This window comes from Shewanella sp. SM20 (genome assembly GCF_025654545.1).
GTDB lineage: Bacteria > Pseudomonadota > Gammaproteobacteria > Enterobacterales > Shewanellaceae > Shewanella > Shewanella oncorhynchi.
Genome location: NZ_JAKKRK010000006.1, coordinates 1 through 19,020, shown reverse-complemented (window position 1 = coordinate 19,020; position 19,020 = coordinate 1). Strand labels below are relative to the sequence as shown.

The following is a 19,020-nucleotide window of genomic DNA, read 5'->3' as shown; positions in this document are numbered from 1 at the left end:
CTCCCCGATTTCGAAGGATATTTTAACTTGTCGTCAGACAAACCGATTCGACTTGGGCATTACCGGAACGAAACTAAAGAATTTATGGGGTTGGTTGATGTTTTACAACGAATTCCTTGTTTTTGTAATCATTAAAAAATAAGCCATAAATAGGATGCGACACGCAGCGACTGCGTCTAACAGTAATGCGCACCTCTTGCCTAGCCACCAGCCGTGAGGCTCAGTTGACCTACTGCTAGGCCCGTAATGCAGCGAAGCGCGATGTTTGATGACCTCTATTTAAAGAAGAATGACGTCATCATGAAACGTATGTTAATCAATGCAACTCAATCAGAAGAGTTGCGTGTTGCCCTTGTTGATGGGCAACAACTGTATGATCTAGACATTGAAAGCCCAGGTCATGAGCAAAAAAAATCAAACATTTACAAAGGTAAAATTACCCGAGTAGAACCGTCTTTAGAAGCCGCTTTCGTCGACTACGGTGCCGATCGTCACGGCTTTTTGCCACTGAAAGAAATCGCTAGAGAATATTTCCCGAAGGGATATTCGTTCCAAGGTCGCCCAAACATCAAAGAAGTGGTCAGTGAAGGACAGGAAGTTATTGTCCAAATTGACAAAGAAGAACGCGGCAATAAAGGTGCAGCCTTAACGACCTTCATCAGCCTTGCAGGCTCTTACTTAGTATTAATGCCAAACAACCCACGTGCTGGCGGGATTTCTCGTCGTATCGAAGGTGATGAACGCACTGAGCTAAAAGAAGCGATGGCTGACTTAGAAGTGCCTGCGGGCATGGGTCTTATCGTGCGTACTGCGGGTGTAGGCAAAGAATCTGCCGAGTTAAAGTGGGACTTAAAAGTTCTACAACACCACTGGGCGGCGATCACCGAAGCTTCACAAGTTAAAGGCGCACCTTTCTTAATTCACCAAGAAAGCAATGTGATAGTTCGCGCTATTCGTGACTATTTACGCCGTGACGTGGGCGAAATCCTCATCGATCATCCACGTATTTTTGAAGAAGCGAAGCAACATATCGCCTTAGTTCGCCCTGATTTCGTTGAGCGCGTAAAACTGTACGAAGCTGAAGTGCCATTATTCACTCACTTCCAAATCGAATCACAAATTGAATCCGCCTTCCAACGCGAAGTGCGTCTGCCATCTGGCGGTTCGATTGTTATCGACCCAACTGAAGCCTTAACCTCAATCGATATCAACTCTGCCCGTGCCACTAAAGGCGGCGATATTGAAGAAACAGCACTGAACACTAACCTCGAAGCCGCCGATGAAATTGCCCGCCAATTGCGCCTCCGCGACTTAGGTGGCTTAGTGGTTATCGACTTTATTGATATGACGCCAGTGCGTCATCAGCGTGAAGTTGAAAACCGTTTACGTGATGCTGTGCACCATGATCGTGCTCGCGTGCAGTTAGGTCGCATTTCTCGTTTCGGTTTGATGGAAATGTCGCGTCAACGTCTGCGCCCCTCTTTAGAAGAATCTGCAGCGCATATCTGCCCTCGCTGTCATGGCCAAGGCACGATTCGCAGTACCGAGTCTTTAGCACTGTCAATTTTACGTTTGATGGAAGAAGAAGCCATCAAAGAAAACACCTCACAAATCGAAGCGATTGTGCCTGTGGATGTTGCAGCTTTCTTGTTAAACGAGAAACGCAAAGCCATTCGCATCACAGAACAGCGTCACGATGTCGAAGTGTATGTGATACCTGACGCACACATGATGACGCCTGATTACCGCGTGATCCGTCACCGTAGTGATGATGAAATCAGTGAATCAAGCTATAAGCGTATAGAGCATCCTGAAGCCAAATTGTATGAGCCACGCAAACTGGAACGTACTGCGGCGCCTATTCCGGCATTAAAAGGTTTTGCAGCGCCACAAAAAGTAGAACAAGCCCCATCACCAACGGTGAAAGTTGAAGCGCCACAACCAGGCTTCTTCAGCAAGCTTGTGAGTGCAATCATTGCCATGTTTGCGCCAAGTGAAAAAGCTGAACCCGTAAAAGTTGTTGAAACTAAAGCAACTGATACCAGTGCGGCTAACGCAAATCGCCGTAACCGTCGTAATGACACTCGCCGCCCACGCAATGCCCAAGATGCCGACAAAGCAAAAGAAGGCACTCGTGAGCCGCGTAGCCGCAATCCAAAAAAGCCGACTGATGCAGTAGTCAGCACACAAGAACGTCCAGTACGCGAAAAAGAAGAAGCGGCTAAACGTCCAGCTAAAGCTGAACCGAAGCCACGCGTACAAGCGCCAAAAGATGTTGTTGCCGACATTGAAGCAGATGATGCCCCTAAGCAAGAAGTCGCCCGTGAGCGTCGTCAGCGCCGTAACATGCGTCGTAAGGTGCGTATCGATAATGGCCATAATACGCCAGATAATGCGATCCCAATTGCACCTGAAGATGCCGCAGAAGTGTTAGCGGAAATTGCAGCCCTTAACGCCGCAGCGGCAAGTACTATCAGTGTTAATGCCAAAGCTGAAGTCATTGCACAAACGCCAGTAGAAACTAAAGCACCAAGAACACGTCGCCAGCCTCGTAAGGAAGCTGCTCCCGCTCAAGAAGCGCAAGAAAATATTGTGCTAGAAGAGACAACTGTAATTTCTACTGTAGTGGAAACACCTGCGGTTGATGCTGTTAACGTAGCTGAAAACACCTTGGTTGACACAACAGCTCATACTGTAGCAGCGGATGCTGTATCGCAAGATAGCGAAGTTGATGCTGACAACGAAAATGCTGATGATCAATCAAAACGCGAGCAAAGAGATGGTCAACGTCGTAGCCGTCGTAGCCCTCGCCACCTTCGTGCAGCGGGTCAACGTCGTCGTCGCGACGAAGATGACCAAGGTACATCAACGCCAGCGCAATTCGTTCCTAATGACGAATTAGGTGCTGACCAAGAGTACCCAAGCGAAATCGTCAGTGTTCGAGTGGAAACTCCTGTTGTTGCAACTCAAACAACAGCGGTAACTGAACCAGCCGTTAAAACTGCTGACGTCGAAATAGCTGAAACAAGTTCAACTCCAGCTGTTGGAGCTCCTGCTGTTGTTAAAGTAGAAGCAAAAGTTGAGCCTCTGCCTCAAGCAAATGACGTTGCAGCAGTTGAAACTCAGCAAGTTGAAACTAAACCTGTTGTGACTAAAACCACTGAAACGAAAGCGGAAGAGCCAAAGGCTGCTGACGTAAAAGTTGACCTTGCGTCAATCGTTGAAACTCAGGTGACCAGCGTTACTACTGAAGCCGTAGTCGTTGCAGTCCCATCAGTTGAAAGCTCAGTGACTAAATCAGTAGCAGTACCCAAAGCTGAAGCAGCTAAAACCGAAACACTTGTCGAGCCAAGTGTTGCACCGAGCGCTGAAGTAAAAGAAGCCGTGAAAGCAACAGCCTCTGCGCCAATGGCCAGACCTGCTGCTATCGCTAAGCCTCAAGCCACAGTACAAACAGCTCCAACAACACCGCAAATCACGGATGCAGTTGTTGTCAGCAAGCCGAAAGCCGCCAGCCGCTTTGGCTCTATGGTGTCTTCGGATATGACCAAGCCTGTCGTTGAAGTGAGAGAACAAGTGGCAGTCCCTAAAGGACGAGAGTATGAGAATACTGCGAACGAAGAGTCTACTGCCAAAATCAAGCTCGCTAATGGTGCAGAGTCGGATATGGCACGTCCATAATCACTTAAGCTAAACCAGAAAAGCCATGCAATTGCATGGCTTTTTTATTTACACTGTAATACTCCACAATATTTAAATTTAGCTCTATCCATTTTTCGGCTTAATCGTAGCCCCTTGAATAACATAACCCATCAAAAGTTCCTCGGTATATAGTTCTCAACTTTAAGTATTCTTGCGTTGTCACTAACGTCACATTAGAAGCAATAAACATGCTAACAAAATATCAGGCCAATACCCGCCAGTAGAAAGGGCTCTTAATCCATTTAGTGCTAACTGTAGACCCCTCCTTTATAAGTTAGAAAAACTAGTCGAGGGAAAGCATTATTCCGCTATAAAGTAGCCGATAATTAAGTTGGATTAGCAGCCTAAAGCTTCTGTCGGAAATACTTAAATGTACGAAATGCAAGGCATCTCAATAGCCATATTCGTTTTTTGGTCGGCTCCAAACTACATCATAAATAAGCTAGTGTTCATTAAGATCAAGTACTAAATGCTTTGCCAGCCTCAACTCTTTACTACAAGGCTTTCAGCCTTAGGTACAGCTTAGTATATGTAGGATAACTAAGTGCAAGAAATGCAAGTGCACCAATCATATTCGGCAATATCTGAAGTCACTGATTTACAACAAATGAATGATTAGACACATTCGCGTTCGACATTGAATATAAGATTACGCAAAAAATAAACTCGATAAGAGTAAGCGTTAAGAGTTAAGAGTTAACATATAATGGAATTGAATGTTACAGGGGTAAAAATAAGGAGAGTGTATCAAATGGTTTTATTGAAAATCTTGGAGATATCAGAATTGGATTCTAACAGAGAAAGATTAGAGGATTAACTTCAGATTTAAGCATTAAATTAATGCAACATGTTAAGTGGATCTCGTCGCTTATACTGGATTCAATAATCTAAACTAAATGAAATTTTATTTTCGCACAAATAAAAAGAGCCACGGAATTAACCATAGCCCTTTAATCCATTGCTATCAGCTCCAAGCTAACAGCACTGAAAATTAACCAATGATAGTTACGTTTTCAGCTTGTGGACCTTTTTGACCTTGAGTCACAGTGAAAGACACTTTTTGGCCTTCATCAAGAGTTTTGAAACCGTCAGAGTTGATCGCACGGAAGTGTACGAATACATCTGGGCCAGATTCTTGCTCAATGAATCCGAAACCTTTGTCAGAGTTGAACCACTTAACAACACCAGTAACTTGAGACATAATATAAATCCTGTAAATAAAAAATTAAAGCCTTAACGGCGGGTGGAGCTGGAAAATGCCGGTATTACTTATGTTTACAGGACGAACTGGTCGTATTGAACACATAAATATAAGCCCAACCTTCAAGCTGATAAGACTATAAACCATTCTAAAGATAAGTCAACACACTGCGACACTTTGGATTATTTATTTTGCCTAAATCTACTTTACGGTTTTGCAACCGGCTAGCAGAACACTAGGTTCATGCTGTTTAGCAAGTACAGTTAAGCATTTTAAATAATTTATTTCAATAGCTTAATCTTATCGCTTACTTTGAAATCCGATGCACCTCAATTTGGAAATCCAATTCACAGTTCAGTCCTTGCAACGCAAATGCTTGCTTTTGGGCATGAGTAAACTTCCAAGCATAGGGCGTCATTTCTAAAAAATGAGCGATATGTTCACTGTTTGCCAGCTCTAACTGGGAGATTAAGCGCTCCTGATGCAGACACTCAAATCCAGCAATATGCGCTGTGGAAACGGGGTGTAATCTTGGCTCAGCATAAATTTGTTGTTTCAACGCAAAGTGGTGTAAAGGTCCCGGAGAAACCGTTATCAGTAAGCCTCCATCAGCCATAATCCGTTGTAACTCTTCTACTTTTGAAGGGGCATAAATACGAATGGCAAGATCGACACTTTGGGATGCGATTGGCATTTCATAGGCACTTGCGACACAAAATTGCAAATTAGGGTAACGTTTAGATGCATATTTAATCGCAGACTTAGAAATATCTATACCTTGTAAATTGCAATCATGGTGCTGGCTCAACACATGGAATAAACGTTGACTGTAGTACCCTTCCCCACAGCCTATATCGAGGATTTGTTTTGCTTCGGCACCAAACTCAAGTGCGAGCTCATTCACTCTATCACTCAAACCTTGATAGTAACCCGCGTTTAAAAATTCACGCCGAGCAAACATCATCTGTTTATTATCACCAGGATCTTTTGAGTTTTTCTTCTGTACAGGCAATAAGTTGACATAGCCTTCTTTGGCCATATCAAACTTATGTTGCTGCGAACAACCCCAAGTTCGCTCCGTTAACGTCAGTGGGGCGGCACACAGGGGACATAAATAATGCATAATGGACTCTTATCATTTAGCTAAATTTGGGTAAAAAGTTTATGTTTCGTCTTCCATCAATCGATCTACCATCAGGGTCAATTCCGGTGAAGCGAGTAATTCATAACACTCTAATTTTCTTAATAGCTTATCAGTGTTATCAACATCATTAGCAGCGCGGCTGTAGTTTGGTCGCTCAAACATATGGGTATAGGTTCTAAATAACCATTGTTGTTTCTGCAGTAGCAAGGGATCGATCCTTAATACTTCATCAGCAAGGCTGGCGTGACATTGACCAAGCTCCCCGCGCATAAACGACTGCAATTCTAATCTAACCTGCTCGATTTCGGTCATGTAAATTGCAAGAGATTCAGATGATGCGGCATAGTCGTAGTGCCTTGCTAACAGTGCTTTAGCAACCATTAACGCTTTGGGCTCGTGCAAAACCCGCAAATCCGCTTCTAAGGGTACTAACTCAAACTTTGAATTGGCTTGTAAGGCAAAAGTTAAGTAACTATCTGCACCTATTAAGTCATTATCTGCACCTAAATGACGAGTTGTATCTAAGGTAAAAGATACACCTCGCCTCAATTCAGCCGCACAAAATTTCGCAGCAGTTCCCATCCGCGTGTAAAGCCTAAAACCTTGCCCAAGGCTGCGGGTTATTGGTGTATTGAAAGCCTGAGGGCTTTGCGGTAACGATTCGACCTTAAGACCCATAAACGGCTGGAAGCGGATGGCTATATTTTGCTGAATTCCGGCTTCAGCGATGACGATAATCTCTAGTAAAGGGGCATTGATCGCCTGCGACACAATAAAATCACTCACATCGTCGGGTAGCCGTAATGTGAGTATTGATGCCTTTGCAACATCAAGCACCATAGGCTCATTTAGAAATTGATGGTACATAAGACATTATTCTCCTATTTAACCGCAATTGTACCGTCCAATACCAATTAAAATCACCCCGTAAATCATTACCATCGCAAGATATGACTTAATCTTCATGATGCCGTAAATCGGCATTCGAGAAATAGTAGTGACATTGCGTGGTTGCATATTTATGCCTCCAGTGTTCTATAACGTTAAGCACAGGAAGATGTAAGTGACGTATACAATGAACTTCACATAACCATTCACCCAATGTAAAACTCACGATGCACCCTGCCCAGAAAGTGGCGAGCCTAGTCAGCATTGTTAGACATCGCTCGGCTTAGCACCAGAAAACCATTCGGTATGCTGGTCACCTTGACGGCCAAAATAGGTTACACGTTTACCTCGCAAAAACACGAAATAACCTTGAACTCCAGCATTCATAGCGCGCTGGCAGAAAAGCCGAAATGTTTGCCCATGCTGCTGACTATCCAAGATGGCAGCTCTGAGTTCAATCACATTAAAATTTTCAGCAATTAATGGAAGCCCCTCAAATGATAAAGATGCTTGCACTGTAGAACCTGCTGCGCTATAGAAAGTAAATGACTTCGTGGCATAGTCTACATAGTAATACTCGACACCTTCAGCAATAAGATTGCCGACAATTTGAGGAAATGGTATTAATCCAGACAAAGTTGCTTGTGCAGATTCTAAAATTTTATCCGAGTTCATTGATGTCCTCTCTGGGTCTTGAGTGGTCAATTTATATGTTCAACATCAGCAGTAGAGCCAAAGTGATAGCACTGTAAAAACGTGGAGCATGCGCCAGTGCTGGTTAAACGCTCAAAGCACGTGCTCATAAATGATTAACGCAATAAACACGACCTTCAAACTTCCCCAAAATCGTTGCCAGACTATAAACACGTTTATGCATATATAACGTAAAGCCATATTAAAAACACTATGGCCAAACAACATAAGGACTTTAAAATATTCTGCGAGCCACTCGCACCCAGTGCCAACACCGTTGGGGTGTCTAAATTGATTTACAACTCACATAAACCCAAACTAAAAAAATGTATAATCTACACTTATCATCTGTTTCTTTATCCCGCAAGCCATCTAGGCTACTGCTAAAATAAGCACACCGAATCAATTTCAACCTCTAGCAATGAGTTTATTGATGGATAAATTACAGCGACTGGGCATTATTTTTTGTATTCTTTCCCTGTGGGTTTTGGCAAACATACCCGTCACTTATGCTAATGATCAATTCATTATCAATCAGTCAGAATCCAAACTTGATCACAGATATCAGTATACTTATGACCTTTTACAATTAGTTATTGATGCAACCAAAGCCGATTTTGGTGAAGCATCACTGCAAGTCTCAGATCTAATAATGAGTCGAAATCGTATCTTCAGAGCATTACAAGAGGGTGAAACCATCAATGTTATTGCAGAAGCCTCTAACCTACAGTGGAATAAACAGCTTATTCCAATAAAAATTCCTATTAGAAAAGGCATTCAGGGATTTAGAATTTTTATTATTAAAAAGGAAAATGTACCTAGGTTAGCCCAAATCACCTCGCTAGCGCAGTTAACTGCTCTTGATACTGGTTCAGGTAGCCAATGGTCAACTAAAGTTGCCATGCAACAAGCAGGATTTAAGATTATAGAAAGCAATCAATATGACAGTTTATTTAATATGTTATCAAAAGGACGGTTTATAACATTTGGCCGCGGAGTGAATGAAGTCTTTCAAGAGGTTGAGCAGTTTAATCAACAATATCCAGATCTCGTTGTTGATGAAAGCATTATGCTACATATTCCACTAGCGACATATTATTATGTTTCACCTAACAAACCTCGCTTAGCTCAGCGAATACAAATTGGTCTCCAGAGAATTATCGATAATGGTCAATTTGACCAGTTATTTTATCAACGCCATTGCGATTTTTTGATAAAAAGTAAATTGAATCAACGATTAGTTTTTAAAATTGACAATCCTTTTATATCTGAATCAGAAATGACTTCCATTGTCGGTAAAGATTTCTTACTCAATCCAATGGATGACTTTTCCATATTATGTAAGAAATATCATTGAATAGGCTTCATCAGATAAACGCTTTGGGTCCGTCATGACTTAAAAGCATCTCTCGGAAAATGGGATAAAAAACAGCAAGTCGCGGCTTGAATTGAAGAAGGTTAGATTTTTGGCCTTGGGTATCTAGAAATCAAACGAAAACCTTCAAGGCCATTAGCCTTGAAGGAAACTTTTTTAGAATTGTACTCTGACACCAATAGCCGCTGAGCGACCTGGCATAGGGGATAAATGCCTTAGGAAACTGTTATGTGGGCGCGCATCTACATCGGTAAGATTATCTAAGCTTAGGTAGATTTGAGTCGGCACTTTCGAAATGACTTGATCTAAAGTGATATTGGCTCCGAGCAAAGCATAAGATTCAGAGGGCCTCTCAAATCTGCTAACGTCACCTTGTGAATGATAGCGAACATAATCGATGGACACAGTAAGCGCATCATACTGCCAATTTAGTGCAGTGCCTGTTTTGGATTGTGGTGTTCGAGGTATTGAAGTGCCTTCTAACCTGCGGCGAAAGTATTCGTCCCGCTCACCAGCGAGAGGTGGACGAGTACTAAAGATGTCGTAACTACCATCGTATTGATATCGAGGAGTATTTCTCACTCTGTCAGTAAATGCGCTAAGCTCAAAAACTCCCCACCTTTGCCACGGGAAGGTATAGATAGCTTGTACCTCTAACCCTTGATTGTTTGTATCTGCTTGGCGCCATTCACGAACATAAGTACCATTACGCTCGATGCCTGTACTACCAAGATAAATAAAATCATTGAATTGATTTTGATACCAACTTGCCATTAGCTGTAAATCGGCGATTTTAGCGGTGGTATTTATTTCAAAGGAGTGATTAATTTCCTTTTTAAGATTTGAGCTGCCCTGTTCTTCAATTAACAGAGCATAGTGTGGGTTACTGGCGTAAAGCTCATTCATTTCAGGAGCACGCTCGGCATGAACGTAATTGACTCGTGTTGACCAATTTTGCAATATGTCCCATTGCAGTGATCCTGAGTAGCTTTGGAGATAAAAATTTCTATCTTTAACATTCGCTCCTGAGCCTCGGCCTACCTTGTACCCCTCTGCGTTTACTTGGTGCTTAATCGCATCATAACGACCTCCAAACTCAAAAGTAACCGGACCAAAGTGCAGGGTTTGTAGCGTATAGGCTGCATAGTTTTGACTATCGACATCAGGCATGTAATTGTCATAGCCCTCCCCTTTATAGGCTTTAGTGTCGTACTGCAATCCTAAGACACCATCGAAGTTTGATGTCCAACTATGATAGAGCTTAGGGCTAATGACCCAAGAGGTAAGTTCGAATTGGTTGACGGATACCTCTGCCATATGCTCATCATCGACTTGATTCGAATAGGCGCCATCGAGGCTAAATGATTTTATCCAATTGTCATCCCAGTTTTCGACATACTTCATATCTACGCGATCACCACGGGAGAAAATTCGAATATTACCCCGTTGATCAAAATCCACTGGTGCGCTGCTGCCACGACGCATGAATCCCGGAATACCGCGATGAGTGTCCGTATAACCATAAGCCAAACCCAAAAGACGTTGTTGGCCAGTGTAGCTTCCGCCTGCCGAGAATGATGATGTGTGGTGGCTGCTGTTAAGCACAGTGCCATTACTGTCTATTGAGTAGTCGGTGATAATTTGTTGTTCTAGAGGTGTAGCATCTTCATAGCGTTTTAACTGATTGTTCATCTGCCACACAGGTTGCGCATATTTGATTTGGCATAGATCGGCAAACTGTGCAGCACCTACGACTTTTGACCACGTTTTACAATCGCTGTCTTTAGAATATCCAGGGATATCGTAGTCACCACGGTCTTTGTTGATCATATTCAGCGCAAAGTTAAAAGATTCATTCCCTGCGGTAAGTTTTGCCAGTGCGGTACTTGTACTATTGAAGCCAGCTTTCACTTCAGCGCGACTGTTAAACCCATTGATTGGGCTCAATGGAATACGACCATCTTGGAGATCAACAATGCCTGCCATCGCTTGCCCACCATAGGCAATCACAGCTGTAGGACCTTTAATGACCAAGATACTGTCAGCAAGAAAGGGCTCGATGGGGATGTATTGCTCCTCACTCACCGACGACATATCCTCAACTTGAGTTCCATTGAGCAACATTTTAACCCTGTTTCCACCAAACCCACGGATTTGTGGCCTACCCGATGAGCTACCAAAAAAACCACTGTCTACCCCCGGTAATTGGCTTAAAGTTTCTCCTAAGGTATCGGCTTTACGATTATTAAGTTCATCGCCGCTGAGTTCGATTTTACTGGCTTGTATTCTTTGACTTAGTGGTTTTTCTAAAGCATGCCCAGTGACATTGATACGTTCAATAGGTTCTGCTGAAACAGCTAAAGTGCCAACACCTAATAACAGAAGGTATTTGTGGAAGTTCATTTTGTGGGTCGTCTCCATATAATTACTGCCAAAAATGATATGTTATAACGTATCATAATGTATCAGTCGAGTTCAATATGAATGAAAGTAAATTAAGTTACTGATTGTAAATGGCAATCAGAACAGCACTCGGTATGGTGATTGATGATTGCTAACAAAGATTGTCATTAGAAGGGGTAGATCAGGTAAACTGTGCAAGTATGATCATTTCAAAAAAATTGGCAGTTCTATGACAGGAAAAAATCTTGATTTACTGCGTGAAGCAGTGAAAAAGTGTGAAGAAAAAGGCATCAATCTTACCAGTAAGCGCAAAAAAGTACTTATCGTATTACAGGATCATGATATTCCTTTGTCTGCCTATGAAATTGCCGATGTGTTAAAACAAAGTTTGGGCGAGAGTTTACCCATAATGTCTATCTATCGCATGTTGGATTTCTTAGTACAGGAACAATTAGTGCATAAGTTATTAACGGTGAATAAGTATATTGCCTGCCATCATGTATGCGATCATCACATTCACAATCAATTTTTAATTTGTAATACTTGTCAAAAAGTCACGGAGATAGCATTGCCCACTGCTCTTGTTGAACAGTTACAGTTGAATGTTAGCCAAGCAGAATTTACCTTATCGAGCCCACAGCTTGAATTAGCGGGTTGGTGTCATGAATGTCAGCAGCAACATAATAGTTAAGTTAAGTTATGTACATTAACTAATTTGGAACGCTATTTATCATGGTTGCTGAACTTATCCCATACTCACAGTAACGCTATAAATCCCCCAGCCACCGACATTCTGGTCGATAATGTCCGTCTAAAATCGTGGATATGCCAGTCTTGGTTTAATATCGCGGACCAGCTCATTAATGAAAGCAACATTACCCGGTCGCTTGCCGTGGGAAAGCGCCATGGCGAGTGATATAAGTTCCACTGTTCTTATAATATCTCGAGTAAAGCAGAACTGATCGGCCTTCGAATGTGTTAAGCGGTTTCCAAAACGTATGGGGATCTATAATATTTACCCATGAATTTAGTCACGCAGGGACCAGCTTACGTGCGTCAGCAAGTCCTAAATCCGGGTAGAGACCAAAGGTTAAGTACCCTGATGGATTATCAATCCTAAATCGATACTGCCATGTTATAGTCCCTGCAGGGGTAATACGAACGCTTAAGCCGTCGCGGTCTGCAAGCTCTGGTTTCTCTAAATATGGTTTGCCGTTTATTGCACGTAACCAATTGTCATATAAAGACATTTTAATTACCCTGTATACATGTGATTTTAGCTAATCTGACGCAGAACCCAATATATACAGATTATGTACTCACATCGAAGAGCTGCATACTAAATTGATGTGAATGACAACGAATCCAATTAAAGCAATTTAACTACTGATAACATGAAGTTAAATGCTTTAGAGAACGAAAATAAATGAAGATGAAAGATGATAAAGCTGGGTCAATATTTTAGCACGACTACGGAAACATGTAAGATTAACCATTAATTTATAATAAATATATGTACAAATTTCGTTTAAGAACCTTCCAATATCACAGCTGCTAAACAACAAAATCACTTCTAAATTCAATACTATTTTTAATTGCAAAAAATGTTGTCTAATTATGTTTATCTATTAAAAAGTGGTGTGTATGACAAGTGCTTAAGAACTTCCGGCTCAATACTTCTGATTACTTTAGCAGAGTGTTCTAATTCTAAATTAAGCTCAGACCAACCATCAGTGCTCATAAACTCTACAAGTAAATAACAAATCCTAGGTGTAACGGCTCACAATCGAAATCCCTTGTGCTCGCAATTAGCACAATCTTCGGCTCAGATTAAGTGACAATAAAATCTTACTGAGCTCACATTAAGTGATAGACAGATGACGGTCAGCTTTATTGGTAGTGCTTAATTTCAATGCAGTGTTCAGTTCACAATAGTGTTCTGTCGCGCAGAGTTTGCGTCAGCAAGGCGAGCTCCTGATCTTTGCTTCAAACCCGAGCATAACCGTAAAAGGCCATTGTTATTAAAAATGTCTCGTTAGGCTTTATATGAGGAAAACATAACATCCGAATGAGACAGAAAAACCGCCTCATTTGGATGTATGCTTTAGGTATACTCAAAACATACATTAGCATCAGAGATAAAATTTAATAATCTCTTAGTAGAGTGCGAGGCAGACTTTTAGGGCTAGGGACTTATGTTGCCGTTATACCTCGAAAAACTCAATCTTACCGCCAGTAAGGTGATACATACTACCAACGATTTTAATTTTATTCTGGTCTTCCAGCTGTTTCAGTACCGGGCTGTTTTTGCGGATATTCTCGATAGTCAGTTCAACATTTTTCCTTGCCACAGCATCGACAAAATCGTAATTACTCCCTTTACGCTCTCCGGTGTACTCGGTTTTTTCAATAGCAGGTTTAATTTCATTCAGCAGGCCCGTCAGGTTGCCTAGTTCTGCATTATCAATAGCGCCACGTATCGCACCACAGCGGGTATGCCCCATAACCAGCACCAATTTCGCACCAGCAAGAGCACAGGCGAATTCCATACTGCCCAATATATCGCGATTACTGATATTACCCGCAACACGGGAATTGAACGTTTCGCCGATCCCCGCATCCAGCACAATTTCCGCTAGCGCACGTGAGTCAATGCAGCTAAGGATCACTGCAGCAGGATACTGACCCGTAATACTGTTGCGTTTCTGCGCCAAATAATCATGTTTCGCCGTGCGATTCTCCCGGAAGCGCAGATTGCCCTGCTTAAAATGTTCAATCACAGCCTCAGGTGTCATGCCATCACGTTCTTCTTTACTGAGGGATGCCGCAAAAGAGATAGAGGGCACAGATAAGGCCGCCAGCCCTGTTACCGAAAGGGCCGAGACAGCAAGTGTTTGTTTCAGGATTGTCCGGCGTGAGGGTTGAGCCGGTTGGTTATTTTTCATAATGTTCTGCAGTCCAGTTTGTTGAGTTAACAAAGGTTGTTGCGATAGTACTGTTAAACAAATCACAGCTTCAACCTAATGATAGTGAAGGCCCAGTCAATGCGATTAAATACGGGCGGCAGGGTTACAGGTATGGCGTTTTTTATTTGCAGTTATTGTGAGCCAGAAGCAATGGATAGCTAGCCCGTGGGATTTCGATTGTGAGCCTCCACACTTAAGTTCTTCCACTGATGCCTGTAACATTCCTAATAAACAAAATATTCCAAAATTTGTATGAATACGATTATCGAAAATTTCTTCATATGCTGCCTATAATTTCGTAGATCAACTACTACCTCAAGTCTAACAAAGCTAAGAAAAAGGGCGCATAAAGCAAAGATCAAAGATCAAAGGATCACAAAATCGATCTGTCGAAGTTGGTATATCCGAGCACACCTATTTTTTGAACTCCTTAGAAAATACGAATAATAAGCAAATAAAATCAATCTCATAAATAGCGTTCAAAATTATGAACGCCCCCTACAAGCCTGCAAATAAAACAGCAACCAAGCCCTCTAAAATCCTCATATGTAGTGAAGCACTGCGTGTCACCGAACCCGCAATCAACCGCGCCAGAAGGTCCAGTGATGATAATGACTCGCATCTACATAGAGTTGATAGTGATTCTCATCACCATAAGGTGTCGCGTTCGGCTTCAATCAAACCGTGAGCATCGGCGAGACACAAAATCCGACCATCTGAAAATCTAAATTCATCACAATTGCACATGATCATCGCTCCATTCCTATACATGCAAGATAACTAATATAGGTAAAGAGAACGAGCCTGGCACTCGGCTAAAGTAAGCCTAGGCCTAGACAGCTACTGTTCACCTAAAACAGTCTAAAACCTTGGCTTTTACCCTCTTCACCCTATCGCCAACAATTAACACAAAAGCAACAAATGCACACTATTGCATCCTCCACTAGGGTTGATGCAATGACTCATCTGTAGCCTTACTGCTGCATGGGCTAGAGTGCTCCCAACTTTTTGAGGCTATCTAGGGATTATCTAGGCACATCGAAAAACGGTTGAACCATATTGGTGCAACACACTGAACAACACCCATTGAATAGAAACATATAAATAACAATTCAGATTAAGGCAGCATGAGCCTAAAAACGCGTTCAATCACCCAGAAACAGTGTGCAGATCATCCCAGTTCACCTGCTTTCGATGACTACAAACGGGGAGCGGATAACGCCTTCGCAGGATGAGGCCTCGACCGAAACAGTGAGCCGAATAGAAGGATCCATTTAGGCGCCATCAATTCACCCAGAACTGCCAAAAAACTCACCTTTTGCCCTACCCTTTACACCCTTCAAGCATTAACACAAAAGCAACAAAAGCGCGCCGTTGCATACTCCTTTAGGGTTGCTGCTGCATGGATTTGAGTGCTCCCAACTTTTTAAGGAGATCTAGGGATTATCTAGACCGCATGAACGAAGCTTCGAACCAAACTGAAGTATTAGGGTTGCTCGGTGCATTTTTCTGTAGTGAGCCATACCATTGCGCCGTAAATTGGTTGCCCTGTTGTCTTTGTTTGAATATGAAACTTTTCAAAACTCGTTGAGGTAATACGCTCGCATCTTGAGCCATCTGTTAACGCAGAATTTAGACTTTTAACCATTGAGGTTGCTAGTATCGCTTCCTTAAATGCATCTCGCAGAGCTATGATTTTTGGATTATGCATATTCCCAGCAGAGGCTAATGCCTCGGCTTGTAAGCGTGGATATTTCGCCTCTAAATATTTGTGCAGCTCAGCCTGCATCTTCTCGTCTTTTTCTGTTGGAAAAAACCTAAAATGCTCGATCCAGACACCTTTAGGTATTGAGTTTATAGCAAGTGGTAAAGAATACTCACCTGAAGGTTTTTTTGTAAGTACTGCCCATTCATCTTTTTGAATGTAGACATCCCACATTGTGTCACTCTCCAAACATAAGGCTGGGTAAAGCATGCTCAATAATAGAAAAAGTACTTTCATAGTTCTGACACCTAACGTCCAAATAATGGGCTAAAACATGTGGGCTAAACTTGATCGGAGCGAAAGCCCATATGTTTTATTCCTTATAAATTTGCTTGTTAAGTAGATTTTCATCAAGCTGGATTTCCAAGTTATTCATAAGCTCATCAGTAAGCTTTTGATGTTCATCTTTACTTACATAATTAGTTTGACCTTGGATATTAGCAGTCAATTGGTTTGTAATTTCTCCATAGACTTTAATTAGTCTGGCTTTTAATAAAGCTATATTTTCGCTCGTCATTGAGTTTTTAAGAGCAAATGGCTTGCTTTTGCTCATTGGTCCATAATTGCCTTCCCAAATTGCATTTCCGGACTCAGATTTTAATGTGGCTTTGAGCTGAGGAACAAAAATCAGACCTTTTTCATTGGAAAATATAATGCACCATGGCTCAAGTGTTATTACTTGATTTTTTATATTAGAGTTTAAGTGAATTGACTTTATTTCTGATATTAACTCAGAGTGTGAATTTAACGAATCCAATAGAATTCTAGCCAAATCAAAATTTTCTTTTAGCTCAGTTTCCAAGCGCCCTTCTAAGTTTTTTTCATTTAATAAATCAGATGCTAATACGCCTAAAATGCCTAAATATAGACCAATATCATCAGAAGACTCAGACCAATTAGCGACTACAAAACCTGTATCTTCAATTCTTCTATCGCCTGGAGCTAAGCTAAGATCACTCCATTTGATATTCAAAACATCTAGTTTTATTTCTTTGGCGGACTCAATGGGAATGGCTCCGCCTTTTGGGGTAGATTGGCAACCCATAGTGAAGAGGGATAAGGTAATTATGATGAAATACTTGAGGTACACTCTGAGTTATCCTTGTCTACCTAACGCCGCAAGCGGCGAGCGTAAGCGAGTCCAGCACCTAAGGTGCGATGCTGACTTGCCTTGTTAGTTATTTTTCGTTTCACGCAACTCTTGCGTTGCAGTTTCTGGATTAACCAATCCAAGCGAGTAATTACCAGAAATACTGGCTACCCCCCCAAGATAAGCTGAGTTAGCAAGCTCTGCAGTTAAGCGAACAAAATAAGTGTTATTGGCTTGAGCATCGAAAGAGATTTGCAATGGTCCTGCACGCCAGTTGGACATAATACCGCCCTCTTTAACTGCGATTATCGTATTGCCTGGATTAAGGTCCAATATATGAAAGCCGCCATTACTGATTTCAAAACCATCTACCCCATTTATCTGTACCATAGGAGCAGCGGCGCCATCCAGCATGGCCCAAGGACGATAAAAATACACTTTAGCTTTATTTACCTCAGGCGCTTCCGTTTGAGTAAATTTGGGGCCTGTAGCACTACAACCAGTAAGAGACGCAATCATAACTAACAAAAAAATAAATTTCTTAAACATCTACAAAGCTCCATCTCTACGAAAACTAACACCCGGCCTTGGGGCGGACTTGTAGTCGCGAAGCGGCAGAAAGCCTTCCCAGCACCGAAGGGGTGACAACGGCCGTTCTTTAGGCACTTGAACGTTGCCAAATACGGTAAAGGCCTTCGATGTCAGACGAACACAAAAAAGGCATTGCTTCTTTAATTTGCTCCAACGGCCAATCCCACCACTGCATCTCCAGTAACATTGAAATTTGATGTTCTGAGAACCGCTTTCTTATCGCTTTTGCCGGGTTTCCGCCAACAATCGCGTAAGGCTCTACATCTTTGGTCACCAAAGCCCGGCTACCAATCACTGCTCCATGACCGACCTTTACTCCGGGCATAATCATTGCCTCCGAACCGATCCACACGTCGTTTCCTATAACGGTATCACCTGCACTTAGGAAAGCATCAGCTGATTCCGAAAATGCAGGCTCTTCATTCATGTAGAAGAAAGGGAATGATGTAACCCAATCATGCCGGTGCCCTTGATTGCCAGCCATGATAAAGGATGAGCCTGTTCCTATGGAGCAAAAGCTTCCAATAATTAATTTATCAACGTCATCGCGATCTGGCAGGAGGTAGCGGGCGCATTCATCAAATGAATGTCCATGGTAATAGCCTGAATAGTAGCTATAACGACCTACCTTGATATTCGGGTTCTTAATCTGTTCAGTGAGAGGTTTACCCTTAAACGGACTCTCAAAATAATTTTTCATATAATTTTATACCAAAATTTCAGAGCGACATTGCGGCCTAACGCTGATGGCAACCAGCGTAGGAGGGCAGCGGAGGGCACCAAAAGCGCCACGCTTTTGGCGGCCGGTTGACCGACTAGTTATGTGCCGGTGACACACTTAAGCTCCTTAACGACCATTTTATGCTGGGAGTCAGATGCTGATAAATTCGCAGCGTCTTGAAACATCGCCCTCTCTAGAAACCAATCATCTGCTATCGACACTACCGTGGATAGCTCTTTGTAGTGGCACACTAATTTTGGCCACCTAAATAGAGGTGATATTATTACCTCGTAGATGACTTTAGGTGAACACATGAGATCGACAACCAGAAAAACATTTAGTGCTGAATTCAAACTTGAAGCAGCCCAATTAGTCCTCGATAAAAACCATAGCATCATCGAAGCTGCAAAGGCGATGAACGTAGGTAAGTCCACTATGGATAAATGGGTGAGACAGTTAAAACTAGAACGCCAGGGTGGCA

The 19,020-nt window shown here is 42.3% G+C and carries 15 protein-coding genes; 4 read left to right on the top strand and 11 right to left on the bottom strand.

Features of this window, described 5'->3' with window-relative positions; translation table 11 throughout:
* Positions 1–246 precede the first annotated feature (246 nt).
* The gene (rne, locus tag L5M18_RS04115; protein WP_263196020.1) at positions 247–3,681 is read left to right on the top strand and encodes a ribonuclease E; all 3,435 of its coding nucleotides are present in this window, start codon (positions 247–249) and stop codon (positions 3,679–3,681) included.
* A gap of 1,012 nt (positions 3,682–4,693) precedes the next feature.
* On the opposite strand, the gene L5M18_RS04110 is transcribed toward rne, so the two are convergent.
* The 4 genes from L5M18_RS04110 to L5M18_RS04095 all read right to left on the bottom strand — a co-directional run bounded on the left by L5M18_RS04110 (position 4,694) and on the right by L5M18_RS04095 (position 7,610).
* Positions 4,694–4,903: a cold-shock protein gene (locus L5M18_RS04110; protein WP_011789734.1), complete on the bottom strand. Its 210-nt coding sequence runs from the start codon at positions 4,901–4,903 to the stop codon at positions 4,694–4,696.
* A gap of 307 nt (positions 4,904–5,210) precedes the next feature.
* Complete coding sequence (gene rlmA / locus L5M18_RS04105) at positions 5,211–6,026, bottom strand: 23S rRNA (guanine(745)-N(1))-methyltransferase (protein ID WP_263196019.1); 816 nt, start codon at positions 6,024–6,026, stop codon at positions 5,211–5,213.
* 39 nt (positions 6,027–6,065) lie between these two features.
* Positions 6,066–6,914, bottom strand: a complete 849-nt coding sequence (locus L5M18_RS04100) for a hypothetical protein (protein WP_263196017.1) — start codon at positions 6,912–6,914, stop codon at positions 6,066–6,068.
* 288 nt (positions 6,915–7,202) lie between these two features.
* Positions 7,203–7,610 (bottom strand): DUF1398 domain-containing protein, encoded by a 408-nt coding sequence (locus L5M18_RS04095; protein WP_263196016.1) that lies wholly within the window; start codon positions 7,608–7,610, stop codon positions 7,203–7,205.
* A gap of 451 nt (positions 7,611–8,061) precedes the next feature.
* On the opposite strand from L5M18_RS04095, the gene L5M18_RS04090 reads away from it, so the two are divergent.
* The gene (locus tag L5M18_RS04090; protein ID WP_263196015.1) at positions 8,062–8,985 is read left to right on the top strand and encodes a hypothetical protein; all 924 of its coding nucleotides are present in this window, start codon (positions 8,062–8,064) and stop codon (positions 8,983–8,985) included.
* Positions 8,986–9,159: 174 nt separating this feature from the next.
* Here L5M18_RS04090 and L5M18_RS04085 read toward each other — a convergent pair whose 3' ends face one another.
* Positions 9,160–11,424, bottom strand: a complete 2,265-nt coding sequence (locus tag L5M18_RS04085) for a TonB-dependent receptor (RefSeq protein WP_263196014.1) — start codon at positions 11,422–11,424, stop codon at positions 9,160–9,162.
* Positions 11,425–11,635: 211 nt separating this feature from the next.
* On the opposite strand from L5M18_RS04085, the gene L5M18_RS04080 reads away from it, so the two are divergent.
* A complete protein-coding gene (locus L5M18_RS04080; RefSeq protein ID WP_263196013.1) occupies positions 11,636–12,097 on the top strand; it encodes a Fur family transcriptional regulator in 462 nt (153 codons plus the stop codon).
* 340 nt (positions 12,098–12,437) lie between these two features.
* Here the strand turns inward: L5M18_RS04080 and L5M18_RS04075 are convergent, their stop codons facing one another.
* The 6 genes from L5M18_RS04075 to catB form a co-directional block, all read right to left on the bottom strand.
* Positions 12,438–12,656: an Arm DNA-binding domain-containing protein gene (locus L5M18_RS04075; protein WP_263196012.1), complete on the bottom strand. Its 219-nt coding sequence runs from the start codon at positions 12,654–12,656 to the stop codon at positions 12,438–12,440.
* 954 nt (positions 12,657–13,610) lie between these two features.
* Positions 13,611–14,351 (bottom strand): carbonic anhydrase, encoded by a 741-nt coding sequence (locus L5M18_RS04070; protein WP_263196010.1) that lies wholly within the window; start codon positions 14,349–14,351, stop codon positions 13,611–13,613.
* A gap of 1,507 nt (positions 14,352–15,858) precedes the next feature.
* A complete protein-coding gene (locus L5M18_RS04065) occupies positions 15,859–16,374 on the bottom strand; it encodes a hypothetical protein (protein ID WP_263196009.1) in 516 nt (171 codons plus the stop codon).
* Between the two features lie 76 nt (positions 16,375–16,450).
* Entirely contained in the window at positions 16,451–17,227 is a 777-nt protein-coding gene (locus tag L5M18_RS04060; RefSeq protein ID WP_263196008.1) for a hypothetical protein, read from the bottom strand.
* Between the two features lie 84 nt (positions 17,228–17,311).
* Positions 17,312–17,776 (bottom strand): DUF2846 domain-containing protein, encoded by a 465-nt coding sequence (locus L5M18_RS04055; RefSeq protein ID WP_198572236.1) that lies wholly within the window; start codon positions 17,774–17,776, stop codon positions 17,312–17,314.
* Between the two features lie 109 nt (positions 17,777–17,885).
* Positions 17,886–18,518 (bottom strand): type B chloramphenicol O-acetyltransferase, encoded by a 633-nt coding sequence (gene catB, locus L5M18_RS04050; protein WP_198572235.1) that lies wholly within the window; start codon positions 18,516–18,518, stop codon positions 17,886–17,888.
* 333 nt (positions 18,519–18,851) lie between these two features.
* Between catB and L5M18_RS04045 the strand changes: the two genes are divergently transcribed.
* Positions 18,852–19,020, top strand: a 169-nt coding sequence (locus L5M18_RS04045; protein ID WP_263179741.1) for a transposase, incomplete at its 3' end; no start/stop codon positions are given.